Source organism: Planococcus antarcticus DSM 14505, from assembly GCF_001687565.2.
Taxonomy (GTDB): Bacteria; Bacillota; Bacilli; order Bacillales_A; family Planococcaceae; genus Planococcus; species Planococcus antarcticus.
The window spans coordinates 542,055-560,000 of the sequence record NZ_CP016534.2 but is presented as its reverse complement, the minus strand read 5'-3'; the positions used below and the strand labels follow the sequence as shown (position 1 = coordinate 560,000).

The window sequence follows — 17,946 nt, the reverse complement described above, 5'->3', positions numbered from 1 at the left end:
GCATCGAACAAAAACGCGGCGCTCCTGTTTCTTCCAGCAATTCTCTAAAGTCCCTGTCGCGATGTTTATATCCCCTACCTTCTATATGAAGATGATAATGACAGAGTTCGTGTTTGATGATGCCTTCGAGTTCAACATAGCCAAACTTCTCGTAGGAGCTTGGATTGATTTCAATATTGTGGGAACGCAACAAGTATCTGCCTCCTGTGGTTCGCAACCGAGAATTGAAAAGACCTTCATGGCGGAACGACTTATGAAATATTGCCAGTGAAATCTCCTTGATCAGTCCTGTTAGTTCTTCGTTCGTCATATTAACTCCCCTATGTTCAATGTTAAAGAGTTTGCTCTTTCGGCTGTAGCATCGTTAAGGCAATGCGCCCTTTGTCTTTTTCCACTTTTTCCACCCAAGCCGTGACAATGTCTCCGACCGCTACCACTTCCAGCGGATGCTTCACAAAACCTTTTTTCAATTTCGAGATGTGTACCAAGCCATCCTGCTTTACACCAATATCAACGAATGCGCCGAAATCGACGACATTACGGACAGTTCCCTGAACTTCCATGCCTGGCAGCAGATCTTCCATCTTCAAAATATCGTTCTTCAACAGAGGTTGTGGGAATTCATCGCGTGGATCACGGAACGGTTTCTTTAGTGCATCCACAATATCTTTTAAAGTGATTTCCCCGACGCCCCACGTCTCGCTTAACCCAGATAACTCTAGCGTCTCTAATTTTTCGGAGACGCCTGTTTTTCCGACAGATTTTTTGTCTTCGCCCACTAGCTTCAATAGCTTTTCCGCTATGTCATAGCTCTCCGGATGAATCCCTGTTGCGTCGAGTGAATTCTTGCCTTCTGGAATCCGTAAGAATCCAATCGCCTGTTCATAGGTTTTTGCTCCTAAACGCGGAATCTTTTTCAGCTGGACACGTGAAGTAAAGCGGCCATTCTCATCGCGGACCTTGATGACATTTTCTGCTACGGTTTTGCTTAAGCCAGCCACGTATTGCAATAAAGAAGAAGATGCCGAATTGACGTTGACACCAACCTGGTTAACGGCTGTCTCTACGACAAAGGTCAGCTGATCTGCTAGCTTCTTCTGAGAGACGTCATGCTGATACTGTCCAACACCGACCGCTTTCGGATCGATTTTCACCAGTTCAGATAATGGATCCTGCAGACGGCGTGCAATCGATGCCGCACTTCGCTCCTCAACTTTCAGATCTGGGAACTCGGCACGTGCGATATCAGATGCCGAATAGACACTGGCACCCGCTTCATTGACGATAACATACGAAATGTCCGCTGAAGTTTCTGACAGGAAGTCCGCAACAAACTGTTCGGTCTCGCGCGACGCGGTACCGTTGCCGATTGCCATGATCTCAATCGGGTATTTGGCCGTCAAACGTTCCATGATTTTCTTCGAGCCGGCTTGATCTGATTTAGGTGGGTGCGGATAAATGACTGCAACTTCCAGCATTTTACCTGTCTCGTCGATGACTGCCAGCTTGCATCCTGTCCGATAAGCCGGGTCGACACCCAATACCATTTTGTTTTTCATCGGTGGTTGCAATAGTAGATTCCGCAGGTTTTCGGAAAAGATGTGGATAGCTTGAGTTTCTCCTTTTTCACTCAATTCAGTTCGGATTTCCCGCTCAACTGACGGTTGAATCAACCGCTTATAGCTGTCTTCAATAGCTATAGCGACCACTTCGCTTGTCGAACGCGCCTGTTTCATCCATTTGTTTTTCATCAATGTTACGATGCGGTCGACCGGTGGATTGATGGAAACTTTCAAGACATCTTCTTTTTCCCCGCGGTTAATGGCCAAAATACGATGCGGCACAATTTTCTGAATGGCTTCTTCGTATTCATAATACATTTGGAAGACTTGCTTCTCGTCCTCGTGATTTTTCTTGGCAACAGTAGCAATTGTTCCGTCTTTACGTGTCATGTAGCGGGTTTTTTCACGGATATCCGGATCATCCGCAAATAGTTCTGCCAAAATATCCTGTGCTCCTTGAATTGCTTCTTCTGCTGACGCGACACCCGATTCTTCGTTTACAAATAGCAGCGCTTTATCGGATAATTTTTCATTGCCAGGCTCCATTAGCCAATCCGCCAATGACTGCAGGCCTTTTTCTTTCGCGATGGTCGCTTTAGTACGGCGCTTCTGCTTGTATGGCCGGTATAAATCTTCGACACGCTGCAGGACCGTGGCATTGTGAATTGTCTTTTCAAGTTCATCTGTCAACTTTTCCTGTTCCGAGATAGAACGAATCACTTCTATTTTCCGTTGCTCTAAATTCTGAATGTATGTATACCGGTCATCAATTGCTTTGATCTGGACTTCATCCAAAGATCCGGTTGCTTCTTTTCGGTAACGTGCGATAAAAGGCACGGTATTGCTATCTTCAATCAATGCGATGACTTGCGCGACCTGGTTGTTCCTCACGCTAGTTTCTTTAGCAATCAAAGCGTGTATCTGCTGCATTTCCATCTGGACACTTCCTTTCAGTTCCTTTTTATTTTAACACATTCAGAAAAGTGTACGCGTGCCAGAGCCAAGCAACTAATGCAACTGCGTGTTCTGTACACAATCCCGAAAGACTCTTTTAAGCCACCAAGCTATCCCCTTAAAGCAAATCTTGAAATATAATTCTCCAGCAAACAAAAAAAGAAACCATCTCATTTGAGAAGGCTTCCTGCTATAAATGTTGCATCGTCACCCGTTTGAATAGATGCCAAGATGTCACGGTATAATTGCTCGGGAACTGCAGCTTTACGCATCATGGCTTTCGGATTCCTTAAATCCACTCCATCGGAATGAATCAGGAACAAATCGTTTTCCTCGTATGTGTAAAGCTGAGTGCGCAATTTCTGCGGTCGTCCTGACAGATATCCCATTACCGGCAGCGGATAGATGATCTCATCTGTCGCTTTGCGGTATAGGTAAAATCGGATATTGCCGACACAACTGTATTCAAGCGTTTTTTTATTAAAGTCGACTTTAAAGATGGCTACGGCAGCCCCGCGTTTTTGGAGCATCAATCCGTTAAAGCGATACATTAATTGATCAATTGTTTCATGGTGATATTCTCGTAAAATTTCGGGAATGACTTGAGACGATTCACGCGCCACAGGACCACTTCCCAATCCATCGGCTACAGAGCAAATGAAATAATCGTCCGTCAACACAGTGTGATAGCTGTCGCCGGATTCAAAATTCCCTTTTTTTGCTTCGTTGAAAATAAAAGCATTTACGAAACTATGCTGAATTTTCTCCACTACGAAACCCCACCGGCCGCGAGAATAGCTTCCTGAAGTTTTTTAATGGCTTTTCTTTGCAAACGGGAAACATGCATTTGAGAAATACCGAGTTTGTCTCCGGCTTCTTTTTGGCTCAGCTGCTCTATGTAAGTGAATTGGATGATCTGCTTTTCTCGTTCAGAAAGCACATTCATCGCTTCAGCTACAAGCATCCGCTGATCCGCTTTCTCGTATCCATCATCTTCTTGTCCGACTACGTCAAATAATGTAACTGTACTGCCGTCTGAATCCGCCTCTAAAGAGTGGTCCATTGAAAGTGCCTGATAGCTTTTGCCCATTTCCATTGCTTCCAGAACATCGTCTTCTTCAACATCCAGATATTCGGCGATTTCCCACACTTGCGGTGAACGCTGAAGCTCTGTTGTCAGCACTTCCACCGTCGCTTTGATACGTGGCCCCAATTCCTTTATGCGCCGCGGAACATGGATTGCCCAAGTTTTATCGCGCAAAAAGCGTTTGATTTCGCCGATAATTGTAGGCACGGCGAAAGCCTCGAAGCTACGACCGAATGAAGGATCATAGCGCCTAATGGCTCCTAAAAGTCCCAACATGCCTACTTGCGCGATGTCTTCGTGGTAAGATTTACCATTAGAGTATTTTCGCGCAATGGATTCAACAAGACGCTTATAATTCAACACTAAATTTGTCTGGGCTTCTTCATCTTCTGTCTTTTGATAAGCTTCAATCCACTCAAGCACCTGCTCTTTAGTAGGCTGGTTAGGATGAGACTGTTTCGACATCCTTCTCCACCTGCTCTCCTTCAACATGCTTTGTCATGAAGATTGTTACTCCTTCTTGATGGTGAACTTTGACTTCATCCATTAATGTTTCAATTAAATACAAGCCGAGACCTCCTTCACGAAGAAAAGCACCTTCTTCTTGATCGTGGTAAGGACCTACTTTTGCCTTAGTTTCTTCAAAATTGAAGCTTTGGCCGTGGTCTGCTACCATAATTTCAATCTTATCTTCATACAGTGCACAACCGATGACGACTTCGCCTTCTTCACCTTCTGCGTAAGCGTGTTGAACTGCATTGGTCACCGCTTCACTTGAAGCGATTTTCAAATCCTCTATATCGTCAAACGAAAAACCGATACGGCTTGCCAGACCCGAAATGGTCAGTCTTGCAACACCTACGTATTGGGATTTAGCAGGAACTCTCATTTCCACATAATCGAAAGGGCGCATGTCAGTTACCCTCCTTCGCGGCGGATTCGATATCCATAATATCGCCTAAACCTGTGATATCGAAAAGCCGTTTTAATCGTGCAGAGAGTCCTTTTAACTTCACATGGCCACCATTTGCATTGACCGACTTGTAAAAAGCTACGAAAACTCCCAATCCTGTACTATCCATATAATCAACGTCGGAAAGATCCAACTCTGCCTTTAAACCTTGGTGATTCTGATAAGCTTCTAATTTTTCACGTAGAACCGGTGCGGTATGTGCATCGATTTCCCCGTGCACAAAGCCCTTCAGGACATTGTTCGACTCCGTTAAGTCTACTTGAATATTCATTGTGATTCGACACCCCGTTTTTTTGAATTCAATCCCGCTTTTTTGCAAAAGCTGTTCTAAGCTCTAATACCACAATTTATGCACAATTAAACCTTGCCTTACACTTTTTTATAGATCACTAGTGTAAAATCATCCTGAAACTGTGCGTTTTGCATACGTTCAAGCTCATCATAAACGTATTGTACAATCGTTTGTGCAGACTCGTTTTTTTTCTGTTCAACCAATTCAAAAATAACTTCACGCTCAATAAAGCCTTCGTCGTTCCGGCCTTCTGTTACGCCATCTGTCATCATGATCACCAAGTCGCCTTTTTCCAAATCAACCGTATGTTCTTCATAGACAGCCGCCGGAGAGACGCCCAGCAACAGACCTTTTGCGTGCAGCTCAACAAACTCCTTGTCTTTGGAGCGATACATGATAGCCGGTTCGTGTCCTGCCGAGCCATAAGTCAATCGCGCTTGCTTAGAGTCGTAATTGCTGTAGAACATGGAAACGAACATCGAATCATCAACACTTTTCTCAACAATCCGGTTGATAACGCTCAATACGTCTTTTGGCAGCGCATGTGAACTATTCAAACTGTCCATGCCGAATTTAATCATGGACATGCAAAGAGCAGCCGGAAGGCCTTTGCCAATTACATCTGCAATAGCCACCCCAGCATAACCATCATGATCACTGACAAAGTAAATATAATCTCCGTTCATTTTTCGCGCAGGAATAGACAGAAGACCGATATCCAAACCTTCAAGTAAAGGCAATTTAGTTTTTAGCAACGTTTCCTGAACATTCGCAGCCAAATCCATTTCCACTTTCAGCTCTTCTTGCTGCTTTAAGAGGCTTTGCCGTTCCTGAAGTGCCAACCCATAATTGATCATCATTTCAATCAGAAAATCAAAAGAATGCCATACGACATCCGGCAACTCACCATAAAGCTCTTGTATTGCCACTTTGTGCATGCTGATGACGTCTTCTGGAGCAATATTTTCCAGAATAAGCTGCCGACTGAAATTTTGGCCGACATACAAATTCTGTTCCGTCTGTTTTTTCATGTATTCATTTAGAATCTCTTTATATTGATTCTCAATTTCTTGAACCATCGGGCGTTCCCCCTAACGAAGCCACTTGGTAGCTCTTATATCTGTACCTTCGCCTAAAATTGTTTCGATTTTAAAATCATCCATCAACCGCTTGACTCCTGGAAGTCCCGCTCCTAATCCACCAGAAGTCGTAAAGCCATCTTCCATCACTTTGCGAATATCTGGTATTCCAGGACCACTGTCTGCAGCAATAATTAAAATCCCTTTGATGCCATTTTCAGTTAATTGCTGAATTTCAATTCTGCCTTTGCCGGCATATAAATAAATATTGCGAGCAAGCTCGCTGATGGCCGTCGTAATACGGGCCTGGTCAACTGTACCAAAGCCAAGCTCTTTCGCCACATTGCGTCCGAGTTGTCTTGCAGCAACAATATCCCATTCTGTCAAAATTTCCACCGAGGACTGGTCGCTCATTTTTAAGCCTCCAATTCCAATTGAAGTTTATCCAAACCATTTTCTAGATCTAGTGCTGTCATAACATCTTCAAGTCGAATTCCCAACTCGATCAAAGTGATAGCAACTGCTGGTTGGATGCCGGTAATGACTACTCTGGCCCCCATCAGGCTTGACATGCTGATGACGTCCCCCAGAACTTTCGCAATAAATGAGTCGATAAAATCAATAGACGTCAAATCAATCACGACGCCGCGTGCACTTGTTTCGTGCAGCTTTGCCAATAAATCCTCCTGGAATTGAAGGGCTGTCTGGTCATCAAGTTCCCACTGGATCGAAACAATTAATGTGTCTCTTAACTTTAAAATTGGAATTCTAAAATTCATCAGTCTTCAACCTCCACAATTTTCCGATTTGTCCAAGCCAATGCCTGTTCCACGCCTCGCTGCAAAGTGCTTGTTGTTGTAAAATCATTCAAATTAATGCCGAGCGTAACGATTGTCTGGGCAATTTCGGGACGAATTCCGACGAGCATGCACTTTGCTCCGACCAGACGGACAGCATCTGCAGCTTGGATAATGTGATGAGCGACCATTGTATCCACTACAGGAACACCGGTAATATCGAGCAATACGACTTCTGCCCGATGCTTTACGACACCTTCTAGCAAATTCTCCATAATCAATTTTGCTCGCTCTGTATCGATTGTTCCGACTAATGGCATAACTGATACCTTTTCGAAGACAGGAATAAGTGATGCTGAGAGTTCCTGCAGGGCAATCTTTTGCAAGCTGACGGTACGCTCCCATGTTTTGGCGTATGCCTGAATCGTGCTCTCACGAATTGGTGATATCCAATTACTGAATTCCTTTACATAAGCAGCAATATTGCCTTCATGAATAACTCCTTCATTGCTCATACTTTCATAAACAATTTCAGCAAAATTACCAATTGCTTTTGTCACGAACGTAACGGACCATCCGATGCGAACCACTTTTTCAGCAAAATCATTCAATTGGCTTTCATAGGCTTGATGGCTTTCAAGTAAATTTGAAATCATCAACTCCGCGAACTCATGGCTGGTTTGATTCATCAATTCTTGAGGCATCACCTGAAAAGAACGTTCATTTTGCTCGCTCTTCATTTTTTCCTGCCATTGCGAAATGATTTCGGTTAAGTTGCCCTGTATATGTTGAGCCATCTGGTTATTCATACTGGTTAAAAACCCTCCCTGCGACACTATGTATCTTAAATTTTATCTACTACCCTTTATTGTATCGGAAATTCGTTTTTTTCACATCTTTTTTGTCGGCAAGTCTATCCCCTAAAAAAAGACACCTCGAGAAAAACTCTCAAGGTGTCTTTGAAGGAGTATGTATGCTCAAAATTTCACGAGGCCAACGCTAATTTCCAATGCTTCGTCCACTTTTTCCATCAACGTGTCATCAAGTTGAGTGATTTTATCGGTCAGTCGAGACTTGTCAATGGTCCGCAATTGTTCAAGCAGAATAACTGAATCACGCTCAAAGCCATACCTCTTGGCGTTGATCTCCACATGAGTCGGCAATTTAGCTTTTTGAATCTGCGCTGTAATTGCAGCAATGATTACAGTAGGACTGAAACGATTGCCTATATCATTTTGAATCACCAGGACAGGACGGGTCCCACCTTGCTCAGACCCGACGACCGGTGATAATTCTGCAAAAAAAACATCCCCGCGTTTTACAATCAAGTTGTCACCCTCCGCTTACGAGTCGCACTGTCGTGTGCTCCGCTTCGTACTCAGCGTGAGAACATTCACAAGCAATCGATAGATTGATCTGTGACATCTCTACGTAGCCCTTGATCATCGCTTCCCGAATATGATATGAGTTGTACAGATTCTTTGTCACCCGATGCGTGGAAACATAAATAAAATCTCCACTTTCTTGAACACGTTCATCTGAATGAGTTGTCAACTCCGAAATAAATTGTTTTGGCAATTTTACAACCACTTCTTTTGTTTTTGACTTCTCGTACACAGCCGACACCTCCGAAAATCCCGTTCTTATGTCTTTATCTTTCTCATCTTAACATTATATCAGGCTCCTGAAAAGGTAAATTGGAAACTTCGGTACTATCCGAGTAAATCCGCGGCACTCGTTTTGTTAAAATACAGGGAATTTCATACGGGATTGTTTCCAGTCTACGTGCCCATTCATCAATGAAAATCTGCTGCCCGCCTTGGTGTCCAATTAATTGCACTTTTTCTCCAACCGGTAACTTTTCAGAAAGGCGTATCATGCATTGATCCATGCAAATCCGCCCTACCACCGGCACGCGCTGCCCTTTCACTAAAACGTCTTGCCCCTGCAGCCCACGCAGCATGCCATCCGCATAACCAATTGGCAAAGTCGCAATCCATTCATCCTGTTCGGCACGGTAAGTAGCGCCGTAACTCAGCCCTTCGCCAGTTTTTATTTGTTTCACGTGAATGATTTCCGTCTCTAGGCTGAGAGCTGGATATAATTTAAAGTCCATTTCCTCTCCCACATAAGGCGAAGGTGCGATGCCATATAGCGAAATTCCGATGCGCACCGCATCGCAAGCCAATTCCGGATGCATGGTAGCAGCAGCACTATTGGAAACGTGGACCATAACAGAAGGATCCTCCAATATATCGATGACGCTATTCATCGCGTGAACCTGCTCATGAAACAGCGAAGAATCTTTTTCGTCGGCAGTCGCAAAATGTGTGAAGATGCCTTGAAAGGCAAAATCATGATCAGCGATAAAACCAAAGGCCTCGTCTACTTCATCCAATTGAATGCCGATGCGCCTCATGCCGGTGTCTACTTTTAAATGAATTTTTAGCTCGTTCAAATCCGGAGACAACTGAACCGCTGCCATTGACAACCACTCTAAAGAAACTGCAGTGACGATTATATTGCGTTGCTGCGCGACTGGAATAAAACTAGATGGGGTTGCACCCATTACCAGCAACTCAGTTTCGATGCCTTCGTTGCGCAAAAAAAGCGCTTCATCCGGAGTTGCGACTGCCAGCATACTGACGCCATTTTCGATTACCGTCTTTGCTACTGCTAAAACTCCGTGCCCATAAGCATCCGCTTTTACTACTGCGATTACTTGAGCATCCCCGCTCTTTTGTTGAAAAGCCACCAGATTCTTTTTGATTGCACCTAAATCAATGACCGCTTTTGTCGGTCGATAATGTTCCGTCATCGTAACACCGCCCAATTAATTTGTTTGTATCAGAACTTGCGCTGCTGCAAATTCTTTTGAATGCGTAATGGAGACGAGACCCGTTTCTATGTCCCGGAAATAAACAGATGGCTTGCCCTTGGCATCTTTTCTGACTTCGATATCTTGGAAAGAACAGGAACTGCCGATTCCGGTGCCTTTAGCTTTAGAAAAAGCTTCTTTTGCTGCAAAGCGCCCTGCTAAAAATTCTACTTTTCGCGCCACTGTTAATTGATCGTATTCAAGTTGTTCGTATTCAGTTAAAATACGCTCACGAAATTTCGGTGATTTGGCATCCAACCGTCGGATTCGTGACAATTCAACGACATCCAACCCGATTCCTGTAATCATAAATGTTTCTCCTTTCAATCGCAAACAGGTAACAGGTATAATTAAAGATATGAAATAGAGGTGACAAAATGTTTATTCGAACAGAAAGCTTTAAGCAATACCTGCGTATGTATCCGGTCGTTTCCACTTTGATCGCTCTTAATCTGTTGGTCTATGCACTGACATGGCTGCCTTTGCTTGGTGATTGGCTTTACTTTTATGGTGTCGGCTCCAACTTTTACATTGCAGAAGGCCAATGGTGGCGCTTCTTTACGCCGATTTTTTTGCATGGCGGATTGATGCATTTGCTGTTTAATATGTTTTCATTGTTCCTATTCGGACCTGAATTAGAGCGTTTAACAGGCAAAGTCCGCTTTACCACAATTTACCTGTCGGCAGGATTGTTCGCTTCAGCGGCTACTTACTTTTTACAGCCGCTCGATTATGCCCATGTTGGAGCTAGTGGTGCGATTTTTGGAGTCTTTGGCGCATTTGGAGCATTGGTGTATTACGGGGGGCGCGCTTTGCCTCAACTCAAACAAATTATACTCCCAATTATCGTCATTAGTATAGTCATGACTTTCCTGACGCCGAACGTCAATGTTACAGCTCATATCGCTGGAATGATTACCGGGTTTCTAATTGGACTCAGTTATTTCCATCCAAAACGGATCGTCAGCTGGCGGGCTAAAAAATAAGAACAGCCGGAATTAAAAATTCCGGCTGTCTTTTTTTTGAGAAAATATCATTTATCAGCTTTTTATTTCTTTCGTTCCAGACGGTTCATACCAGGCCAAAATTCGGCTGGCGTCTTCTTTTTCCATATGTTGAGTGGTTGCGGTAGCTCCCATCATTCCCGATTTGATGGTCGAATTGATGGAAGCAATCCCTTTGCGTCGCTGAAAATAACTTTGTGTTACTTGAACAACCTGTACCCGCTTCTTCAACATGAAAAAGCGGTGCTTGCTAAGTCCTCTGAATTGCATTGTCAGTTGTTTTTCATCCAGTGCATAGCCTACAGTCCGATGTTGCCAAACTCCAATGGCTACAACAATTGGCACAAGGATTAGTCCCAGCAAGCCGTACGGATAGAAAAAGTAACCTGCTGCGGCCAAAAAAGGCGACAGCCAAAGCAGATCCAGACGATAGAAAAAGTGGACGCTGCGTTTCGGCGCCTTCACCAATTCCGGTGTCCATTCCAGCTCCGGAAACAATTCAACCAGAATGGGGATCATTCGGTCTTTTTTCACCAACGGAAACAAGCGGATTTTTTCATCTTTATCGCCGATCGATCCTCCCGCACTTTCAACCAGGACCGTTGCGTATCCAAAAAATTCACGCAGCGGATTTTGACTCACTTTGATTCCTTGGACGCGTTTCAATGGTACTGAAACTTTTTTCTTTTCCAACAATCCTCTAGTGATATAGATATGATCCTCGTCACGTTGAATGGTGAATTGGTAATTCGCCACGACGGTCATAATAACCGAAATGACCCATGCAACCAACAGCACTAAAAAGATTGTCAACACCACAATCAATGCCCCAAAACGCAGAAACAGCATGACTTCCTCGTAAATGGCATTGTACGGAATCAGTTCAGAAAACTGTGATAGGAAAAGCGCAACTGCCGAAATCACCACGCCGATTCCTCCGGAGGTCGTTGCGAGAATCAATAATTCCTTGATGGACATGCGATAAAGTACTTTCACCTCTTTTTTAGCCGGCGTTTCTACATATTCTACTGGTCCCATCGCTGCAGTAGCTTCTTTCAGATGATATTTAGCGTTTTCCATTTCATTTTCGATACGATCCGCGTCTTCCCTTGATATTGCTGTTAGTTCAGCTTCCGCCTCCCCCACTTTGCCGGAACCCCCTGTTTCCACCTTCACCTTCACCAAGCCAAGCGGCCGATGGAAAATGCCTTCTGTGTAATTTAAGCTTTGGATGCGGTCAAAAGGAATATACCTCTTTTTCTTTACAAAAAGCCCATATTCAATACGCAATTCCCCGTCTTCGAACCAATAAACAAAGCGTTTCCACTTAATGATTCCAGCAATTAGTAAAAAAACAAGAATGACACTGCCCACCATGATAGGAATTAACCCCTGCCACCCTTGATTGAACATCGAACCGACGCCACCGTCTCTGAATATATTGACCCCAAAAATGATAATGAACGGTAGAATCAGTTCCTTTAAACCCTTAATGAAATTTAAAAATGCCGAAATGGGATGCAATTTATAACGTTCTTCATACATCATCTTCCGCCACCCTTGCCAACACTGAAATCCTTGCTCTCAGCTCATCTGCTTCTGCGGTTACTAATGCTGGAATCGTATGAGTGGTTGCAGCTGTCGAAATCGAAATTTCTGCTAAGTCGTATTTCCGCAAAATCGGTCCCTGTTCGGTATCCACATGCTGTACCCGCACCATCGGCACCAATGTCCGGGTAACGATAAATAAGCCATGCTGCAATTCAATTTCCTGCTCACGCACCTCGTAACGCCAGCGTTGCCAGCGGATTTTCGGGAACCAGTAAATCAGCAGGAAACCAAACAGCAAAGTGACTGCTCCGTAAACAGCATACAGCCATTGTGGCCAATCAAAGATATACGTTAGAACACCTGCTCCAATAGCAACCAGCGCAATAACTGCAGTTTCCATGCTGCCGTATACACGCCACACCGTTAAGCCTTTTCGTGAAATTTGATTTTTTGGTTGGTTGTCCATTTTCTTCTCTCCAATCGCGCGCCTATTTATTATACGATTTATTCACAACAACGTTTCATTTCATTGTAACTGATATTCGGACAGCAAAAAAGGACGTATACAAAACAGTTTCCTGTTTTGTATACGTCCTTCGAGTTAATCGGTATTAAGATTCGCTACGGCGAGTCGTACGTCCTGGACGTCCGCCACCAGTTCCGCTTCCGCCTTCACGACGGCGGCTTGCGCCTGAGCTAGCTCCGCGGCTTGAAGATGGACGAGATGAGCTTGAAGAGCGATTGCCTTTATAGCCCCCGCCTCCGCCACTGCGTCCGCTTCCGCCTTTACCTTTATATCCGCCGCCTCCGCGTGATGGCAAAGGACGTTCTTCGGAAATAGAGACTGGAACATCTTCCGGTTCTTTAGTCATTGTTTTAAGAGCTGCTGCAATCAAGTCAACCGCATCATGCTTTTCAAGCATTTGCGTCGCGAATTCGCGGTAATCGCCAAGATTGTTTTTCTCTGTCATTTCAAACAATTGCTCCATCGCAACGCGTTTTTGGCCAAGTACAGCTTCGTTAGCAGTTGGAGGAACTAGTGCTTCCATTTTTTTCTTCGTAGTGCGTTCAACAATGCCCAAGTAGCCCATTTCACGTGGTGTTACAAACGTGACTGCGACTCCTTTTTTACCTGCACGACCCGTACGGCCGATACGGTGAACATAGCTTTCCGGATCTTGTGGAATATCAAAGTTGTATACGTGTGATACGCCTGAGATATCAAGTCCACGAGCTGCTACATCTGTTGCTACCAAGATATCGATTTTGCCTGCTTTAAATTGCTTCAAAACTGACATACGTTTTGCTTGGCTCAAGTCGCCGTGAATTCCTTCAGCAAGATAGCCACGGATATTCAAAGCTTTCGCTAATTCGTCAACACGGCGTTTTGTACGTCCGAAAACGATCGCAAGCTCCGGCTGTTGAACATTCAAAAGACGTGAAAGGAAATCAAATTTCTCGCGCTCTACAGACTTCACGTAGAACTGCTCAATGTTTTCAACAGTCATTTCTTTTGATTTGATTTTAACGATTTCAGGAGTTTTCATGAATTTCTCTGCAATGCGACGGATTGCATCCGGCATAGTTGCTGAGAATAACAATGTCTGACGAGTATCAGGAACACTTGCCATAATTGTTTGAATGTCTTCGATAAAGCCCATGTTCAACATTTCGTCTGCTTCATCGAGGATTAATGTGTTTACATTATCCAATTTAAGCGTGCGACGGTTGATATGGTCTAATAGACGTCCTGGAGTACCAACGATAATTTGCGGACGGTTTTTAAGTGCACGGATTTGTCGGCTAATTTCTTGGCCGCCGTATACTGAAAGAATACGTACGTTTTTATCTTGTCCCAATCTGTAAAGTTCTTCAGAAACCTGGATTGCCAATTCGCGTGTTGGTGCGATGATCAATCCTTGAACATTACCGTCTTTAGTGTCGATTTTTTCAATTAAAGGAATCCCGAAAGCAGTTGTTTTACCAGTACCTGTTTGCGCTTGTCCAATAATGTCCTTACCTTCCATTCCAAGACGGATTGTTCCCTCTTGAATTGGTGTTGCTTCTTCAAACCCCATGCGTTTTACGGACTTTAAAGTTGTTTCGCTAATATTTAACTCTGAAAATTTTACCAAATTTTTTCAATCTCCTTTTGTCTTCATCTGATTTACAAATGGTGTACATTTTAGATGAATTCGTGACAAGGGCGAGCCTTTATGAGGAAGTTTCACGTCGAAAATCATACTCTGTAGTTTTAAGTCAGAGGGGATGTGTGAACAGGAAAAGCTCGGGCTTTGCCGAGCGGTCTGATCGACGGGTGTTTGATGCCCTATCTATAGAACAAACCGTTTTGCTCAAAAAAATACTCTTCACGGGGAAGAGTTTCTCAAAAATGTATCCATTGCTTTCAAAAGAATAACATGTATTTTTTCCATTTGCAATCAATACGCAAAGGTTCCAATAATCAGTTTACTCTGCGACTTTATTCATAAATTCAAAAACTTCGTTAAACCAACTGTCGCAATCGTCGCTGTAACAGATTAAATGCTTGCCGGTTTCTGAATAAATTTTATACTTTTCATCTGAACCAACGTGGTCATAGATGAAGTCCGCTGCAGAAGCCGGGACCACACTGTCCTTGCCGCCTTGAACAATGCAAACCGGGACTTTAATCTTGTCATAATAAGGTTCCACCATTTTTACGATTCGCAGAAATTCAACGGCTGAACTGACAGGCGTATTCATCAGTTTGTATTCGTAAAGATGAAAAGATGCATTTTCCGCCATTTTTCCAGATAACACATCCCGCATTGCCTCCTGCACTTCCTCAAAAATCTGTGCAGGACTGATGTATTTAGCAGCGGCGCTCAACAAAACCAAGCGATCGACCTTGTAGCGCATCGCCAAGTACATCGCGATCAAGCCGCCCATCGAAAAACCAACAATGATGATGCGATCCGCTGATTTCTTCAATTTTTTCAGTGCCAGTTCCGCTTCCATCATCCAGCTTTCAGCTGAAATGCTCTTTAAAGCCAATTTTTCACCGTGTCCGGGGAGTGTCGGTATTTCCACAATCCAGTCGGTCTGCTCGATTAGAAAATCAGCAAATGGTTCGACTTCAAAAGGGCCTCCTGTAAAGCCATGTATACAAAGGACGCCAGTTTTCAAATCCTTCTCCTCTTTTCAACGCTTGAAAGCCTACACTGCTTCGAGTCATAGGCTGTATCAGTCGCTTGCGCTTTTCTTATTATCCAGATTTCAGGATTTAGCAAAGGGTTCAATAATGTTTTCCAGAGCCATGCCCCGGGAGCCTTTCACCAAAATCACCGAGTTTTCATTTGTGTATTTTTTCAATACAGTGATAATCGGTTCATAATCCGTTTCGCTCCACAACAACTTGCCATTGTAGCTGGTTTGCAACTTGTCGTACAGCCATTTCATACGTGGACCGTAAAGACAAACACCCATCAGATTTTCGGAAATGTATTTGCTCAGTGCTTCATGATACGATTGCTCATCGTCTCCAAGTTCTAACATATCACCAAGAACAACCCACTTCTTTTCCTTCATCGTTGTTTCGCGAATAAAATTCAAAGCCGCATTCATTGATGAAGGAGCAGCGTTATACGCATCGTTGATGAAAATGGCCCCGTTATCTGCTTGAATCATCTGCATGCGCATATCGGTCAATGCGGCATCTTTTAGGGATTTCCGGATTTGCTCCTCAGACAAGCCTGATTCAAGAGCGATCAAAATGGCTGCTAAGGTGTTTTTCACCTGATGCTCACCCAATACTGGAATTGTGAACGCAGCGTCAATAATTCCGCTGACCATGAAGCTGCTGCCATTTTCAGTGGCTTTGATGTCTGTGACCGTCAATTCGTTATTGTCGTCGAACCCAAAAGAGACACCTTGTGGAAAGTTTTCCATGAATGGCTGCAATAGCGGCTCATCCCCGTCATAGAAAAGTTTGCCATGCGGCTGCAGGCCAGCGGTGATTTCAAATTTTGCTTCTGCGATCGCCTTACGCGATCCAAGATCCTGCAGATGCGCTTCTCCAATATTAGTGATGATGGCGTAATCAGGGCGCGCCAGTTCAGAAAGAAATTCAATCTGCCCTTTGCCACTCATGCCCATTTCGAGGACAGCGACTTTGGTATCCTCATCTAAAGACAAGATCGTCAAAGGCAGTCCCAACTCATTATTGAAATTACCCGGTGTTTTTTGCACTTTGAAATAAGGCTTCAAAACGCTTGCCACCAAATCTTTCGTCGAAGTTTTGCCGTTGGAACCTGTGATTCCAATGACAATTGCCGACAGTTCATCGCGGTAAGCGCGGGCCATCTCCTGCAATGCCACTTCGCAGTCATCCACGAACAGCAGAGGCAAATCTTCTGGAGCACCCGGCTCGTCGCGCTGCCATAAAGAAGCAGTTGCGCCTAATTCGATGGCTGAACGGACATACTTGTGCCCATTCACTTTTTCGCCACGGAAAGGAATGAACAAATCGCCTGGCTCAAGCGTTCTCGTGTTGATCGAGACCCCCGTAATGTCAAAGCCTTTTAAGTTAGTTTTGATATTCAGCCACTTGGCTACTTGCTCAATCTTTTTTTTCATTTGGCTTCTCCACTCAATCTATTTTAACTTGAAGTAATTGTTTTTCTTCGTGCCGTTCAATCGCTAAAGCGATAAGACGTTCGATTAGTTCCGGATACGGCAGCCCTGTATGCTCCCAAAGCAGTGGGAACATACTATATGGCGTGAAGCCCGGCAAGGTATTGACTTCATTAATCAGGATGTCATTGGCCTCAGTGACAAAAAAGTCTGCACGCACAAGCCCAGAGCAATCCAGGATTTTAAAGGCTTTTTTGGCGTCTACTTCAAGTTTTTCATAAACTGATTCAGCCAATTCAGCAGGGATAATCATCGCTGTATTGCCATCCTTATATTTTGCTTGATAATCATAAAACGCTTTTAAAGGTTTGATTTCTCCTGCGACTGAACAGGCAGGCTCGTCATTCCCAAGAACACCCACTTCGATTTCACGGGCGACTACTCCCTGTTCAACGACGATTTTGCGGTCGAATTTCAAGGCTTCTTTTATAGCAGCAACCAATTCTTCGCGATTATCCACTTTGCTGATGCCGACACTTGAGCCTAAATTAGCAGGCTTTACGAAAACCGGCCAAGCGAGCTCGGTTTCTATCTTATCCAACCAGAAGTCCTGATTTTTGTCCCACTCTCTTCTTATAAAATACACATATGGCGTTTGTTTTAAACCTGCCTGTTCGAACAATTGCTTCATCACCACTTTGTCCATTCCTGCTGAAGATGCTAATACACCATTTCCGACATATGGAATATTCATGACTTCTAGAAGACCTTGGACCGTTCCATCTTCTCCATTTGGTCCGTGCAGTAAAGGAATGATGACATCTAGCATCTCGCTGCTTTGTGACGGGAGGAAACCAGAAATATCATTCGGTTTTGAAGATTCTCCAGACAATTGAAGCTGTTCAATCGTTTTTGCGATTTCTTCAAGGCGATTGCCTTTTTTCCACTCGCCATCTTGTGTGATATAGATTGGATAAACTTCATATGCATCAAAATCAATTGCTTTTGTAACTGCCAAAGCTGTCGACAGCGAAACTTCATGCTCTGCCGATTTCCCTCCATATAATAAACCAATTCGTTTTTTCATCCAAGAAACCTCATTTCGTTTTCCATATTGCTTAGTTTATCATGAACCTTCAGTGACGAATATTTTTT

21 protein-coding genes (1 of these 21 cut by a window edge) are annotated in these 17,946 nt (G+C 43.9%); 1 reads left to right on the top strand and 20 read right to left on the bottom strand.

Translation table 11 applies throughout. The features are described from left to right. From BBH88_RS02930 to acpS, 14 genes are all read right to left on the bottom strand, one after another. Nucleotides 1-310, bottom strand: the 5' portion of a protein-coding gene (locus tag BBH88_RS02930; RefSeq protein WP_065536182.1) for a SprT family protein. It extends 143 nt beyond the left edge of the window; 310 of the gene's 453 nt are visible here — the first part of the coding sequence; the start codon lies at nt 308-310; its stop codon lies off the left edge, out of view. A 22-nt stretch (nt 311-332) separates the two neighbouring features. Further along, nucleotides 333-2,498: a Tex family protein gene (locus tag BBH88_RS02925; protein WP_006830178.1), complete on the bottom strand. Its 2,166-nt coding sequence runs from the start codon at nt 2,496-2,498 to the stop codon at nt 333-335. 188 nt (nt 2,499-2,686) lie between these two features. Continuing rightward, on the bottom strand, nt 2,687-3,286 hold the full coding sequence (locus BBH88_RS02920; protein ID WP_006830179.1) for a PP2C family serine/threonine-protein phosphatase: 600 nt from the start codon (nt 3,284-3,286) through the stop codon (nt 2,687-2,689). Next, nucleotides 3,286-4,068, bottom strand: coding sequence for an RNA polymerase sigma factor SigB (sigB, locus tag BBH88_RS02915; RefSeq protein ID WP_006830180.1), 783 nt, complete (start codon nt 4,066-4,068; stop codon nt 3,286-3,288). The genes BBH88_RS02920 and sigB overlap by 1 nt, the downstream gene beginning before the upstream one ends. Continuing rightward, on the bottom strand, nt 4,046-4,516 hold the full coding sequence (gene rsbW / locus BBH88_RS02910) for an anti-sigma B factor RsbW (RefSeq protein ID WP_006830181.1): 471 nt from the start codon (nt 4,514-4,516) through the stop codon (nt 4,046-4,048). The genes sigB and rsbW overlap by 23 nt, the downstream gene beginning before the upstream one ends. A 1-nt stretch (nt 4,517) precedes the next feature. Further along, nucleotides 4,518-4,847 carry an anti-sigma factor antagonist gene (locus BBH88_RS02905; protein WP_006830182.1) on the bottom strand — a complete coding sequence of 110 codons (330 nt, stop codon included), beginning with the start codon at nt 4,845-4,847 and terminating at the stop codon, nt 4,518-4,520. A 98-nt stretch (nt 4,848-4,945) separates the two neighbouring features. Then, nucleotides 4,946-5,947, bottom strand: coding sequence for a PP2C family protein-serine/threonine phosphatase (locus tag BBH88_RS02900; RefSeq protein ID WP_006830183.1), 1,002 nt, complete (start codon nt 5,945-5,947; stop codon nt 4,946-4,948). Between the two features lie 12 nt (nt 5,948-5,959). Further along, nucleotides 5,960-6,361, bottom strand: coding sequence for an anti-sigma regulatory factor (locus BBH88_RS02895; protein ID WP_006830184.1), 402 nt, complete (start codon nt 6,359-6,361; stop codon nt 5,960-5,962). Between the two features lie 2 nt (nt 6,362-6,363). Further along, nucleotides 6,364-6,726: an STAS domain-containing protein gene (locus tag BBH88_RS02890; protein WP_006830185.1), complete on the bottom strand. Its 363-nt coding sequence runs from the start codon at nt 6,724-6,726 to the stop codon at nt 6,364-6,366. Next, complete coding sequence (locus tag BBH88_RS02885; RefSeq protein ID WP_006830186.1) at nt 6,726-7,553, bottom strand: RsbT co-antagonist protein RsbRA; 828 nt, start codon at nt 7,551-7,553, stop codon at nt 6,726-6,728. Before BBH88_RS02885 ends, BBH88_RS02890 begins: the two co-directional genes overlap by 1 nt. 168 nt (nt 7,554-7,721) lie before the next feature. Further along, nucleotides 7,722-8,072: a type II toxin-antitoxin system PemK/MazF family toxin gene (locus BBH88_RS02880; RefSeq protein ID WP_006830187.1), complete on the bottom strand. Its 351-nt coding sequence runs from the start codon at nt 8,070-8,072 to the stop codon at nt 7,722-7,724. Between the two features lie 4 nt (nt 8,073-8,076). Continuing rightward, nucleotides 8,077-8,361 carry a hypothetical protein gene (locus BBH88_RS02875; protein WP_006830188.1) on the bottom strand — a complete coding sequence of 95 codons (285 nt, stop codon included), beginning with the start codon at nt 8,359-8,361 and terminating at the stop codon, nt 8,077-8,079. Nucleotides 8,362-8,404: 43 nt separating this feature from the next. After that, nucleotides 8,405-9,562, bottom strand: a complete 1,158-nt coding sequence (alr, locus tag BBH88_RS02870; RefSeq protein WP_065536183.1) for an alanine racemase — start codon at nt 9,560-9,562, stop codon at nt 8,405-8,407. A 15-nt stretch (nt 9,563-9,577) separates the two neighbouring features. Continuing rightward, entirely contained in the window at nt 9,578-9,931 is a 354-nt protein-coding gene (acpS, locus tag BBH88_RS02865; protein ID WP_006830190.1) for a holo-ACP synthase, read from the bottom strand. Nucleotides 9,932-9,999: 68 nt separating this feature from the next. Here acpS and BBH88_RS02860 point away from each other — a divergent pair, with 68 nt between their 5' ends. Further along, entirely contained in the window at nt 10,000-10,608 is a 609-nt protein-coding gene (locus tag BBH88_RS02860) for a rhomboid family intramembrane serine protease (RefSeq protein ID WP_006830191.1), read from the top strand. Nucleotides 10,609-10,662: 54 nt separating this feature from the next. Here the strand turns inward: BBH88_RS02860 and BBH88_RS02855 are convergent, their stop codons facing one another. The 6 genes from BBH88_RS02855 to BBH88_RS02830 all read right to left on the bottom strand — a co-directional run bounded on the left by BBH88_RS02855 (nt 10,663) and on the right by BBH88_RS02830 (nt 17,878). Then, nucleotides 10,663-12,171, bottom strand: a complete 1,509-nt coding sequence (locus BBH88_RS02855; protein WP_065537324.1) for a PH domain-containing protein — start codon at nt 12,169-12,171, stop codon at nt 10,663-10,665. Beyond that, nucleotides 12,164-12,643: a PH domain-containing protein gene (locus BBH88_RS02850; RefSeq protein WP_065536184.1), complete on the bottom strand. Its 480-nt coding sequence runs from the start codon at nt 12,641-12,643 to the stop codon at nt 12,164-12,166. The genes BBH88_RS02855 and BBH88_RS02850 overlap by 8 nt, the downstream gene beginning before the upstream one ends. A gap of 145 nt (nt 12,644-12,788) precedes the next feature. Further along, nucleotides 12,789-14,312, bottom strand: coding sequence for a degradosome RNA helicase CshA (locus BBH88_RS02845; protein ID WP_006830194.1), 1,524 nt, complete (start codon nt 14,310-14,312; stop codon nt 12,789-12,791). Between the two features lie 334 nt (nt 14,313-14,646). Continuing rightward, complete coding sequence (locus BBH88_RS02840; protein WP_006830195.1) at nt 14,647-15,345, bottom strand: alpha/beta hydrolase; 699 nt, start codon at nt 15,343-15,345, stop codon at nt 14,647-14,649. A gap of 90 nt (nt 15,346-15,435) precedes the next feature. Next, nucleotides 15,436-16,794, bottom strand: coding sequence for a UDP-N-acetylmuramoyl-tripeptide--D-alanyl-D-alanine ligase (locus tag BBH88_RS02835; protein WP_006830196.1), 1,359 nt, complete (start codon nt 16,792-16,794; stop codon nt 15,436-15,438). 13 nt (nt 16,795-16,807) lie between these two features. Continuing rightward, on the bottom strand, nt 16,808-17,878 hold the full coding sequence (locus BBH88_RS02830; protein WP_065536185.1) for a D-alanine--D-alanine ligase: 1,071 nt from the start codon (nt 17,876-17,878) through the stop codon (nt 16,808-16,810). Nucleotides 17,879-17,946 lie beyond the last annotated feature (68 nt).

Bases quoted from the DNA above. Each gene is read 5' to 3' on its own strand.
- BBH88_RS02925 (WP_006830178.1), bottom strand. From the start codon at position 2,498: ATGGAAATGCAGCAGATACACGCTTTGATTGCTAAAGAAACTAGCGTG.
- sigB (WP_006830180.1), bottom strand. From the start codon at position 4,068: ATGTCGAAACAGTCTCATCCTAACCAGCCTACTAAAGAGCAGGTGCTT.
- rsbW (WP_006830181.1), bottom strand. From the start codon at position 4,516: ATGCGCCCTTTCGATTATGTGGAAATGAGAGTTCCTGCTAAATCCCAA.
- BBH88_RS02905 (WP_006830182.1), bottom strand. From the start codon at position 4,847: ATGAATATTCAAGTAGACTTAACGGAGTCGAACAATGTCCTGAAGGGC.
- BBH88_RS02900 (WP_006830183.1), bottom strand. From the start codon at position 5,947: ATGGTTCAAGAAATTGAGAATCAATATAAAGAGATTCTAAATGAATAC.
- BBH88_RS02895 (WP_006830184.1), bottom strand. From the start codon at position 6,361: ATGAGCGACCAGTCCTCGGTGGAAATTTTGACAGAATGGGATATTGTT.
- BBH88_RS02890 (WP_006830185.1), bottom strand. From the start codon at position 6,726: ATGAATTTTAGAATTCCAATTTTAAAGTTAAGAGACACATTAATTGTT.
- BBH88_RS02885 (WP_006830186.1), bottom strand. From the start codon at position 7,553: ATGAATAACCAGATGGCTCAACATATACAGGGCAACTTAACCGAAATC.
- alr (WP_065536183.1), bottom strand. From the start codon at position 9,562: ATGACGGAACATTATCGACCGACAAAAGCGGTCATTGATTTAGGTGCA.
- acpS (WP_006830190.1), bottom strand. From the start codon at position 9,931: ATGATTACAGGAATCGGGTTGGATGTCGTTGAATTGTCACGAATCCGA.
- BBH88_RS02860 (WP_006830191.1), top strand. From the start codon at position 10,000: ATGTTTATTCGAACAGAAAGCTTTAAGCAATACCTGCGTATGTATCCG.
- BBH88_RS02855 (WP_065537324.1), bottom strand. From the start codon at position 12,171: ATGTATGAAGAACGTTATAAATTGCATCCCATTTCGGCATTTTTAAAT.
- BBH88_RS02850 (WP_065536184.1), bottom strand. From the start codon at position 12,643: ATGGACAACCAACCAAAAAATCAAATTTCACGAAAAGGCTTAACGGTG.
- BBH88_RS02835 (WP_006830196.1), bottom strand. From the start codon at position 16,794: ATGAAAAAAAAGATTGAGCAAGTAGCCAAGTGGCTGAATATCAAAACT.
- BBH88_RS02830 (WP_065536185.1), bottom strand. From the start codon at position 17,878: ATGAAAAAACGAATTGGTTTATTATATGGAGGGAAATCGGCAGAGCAT.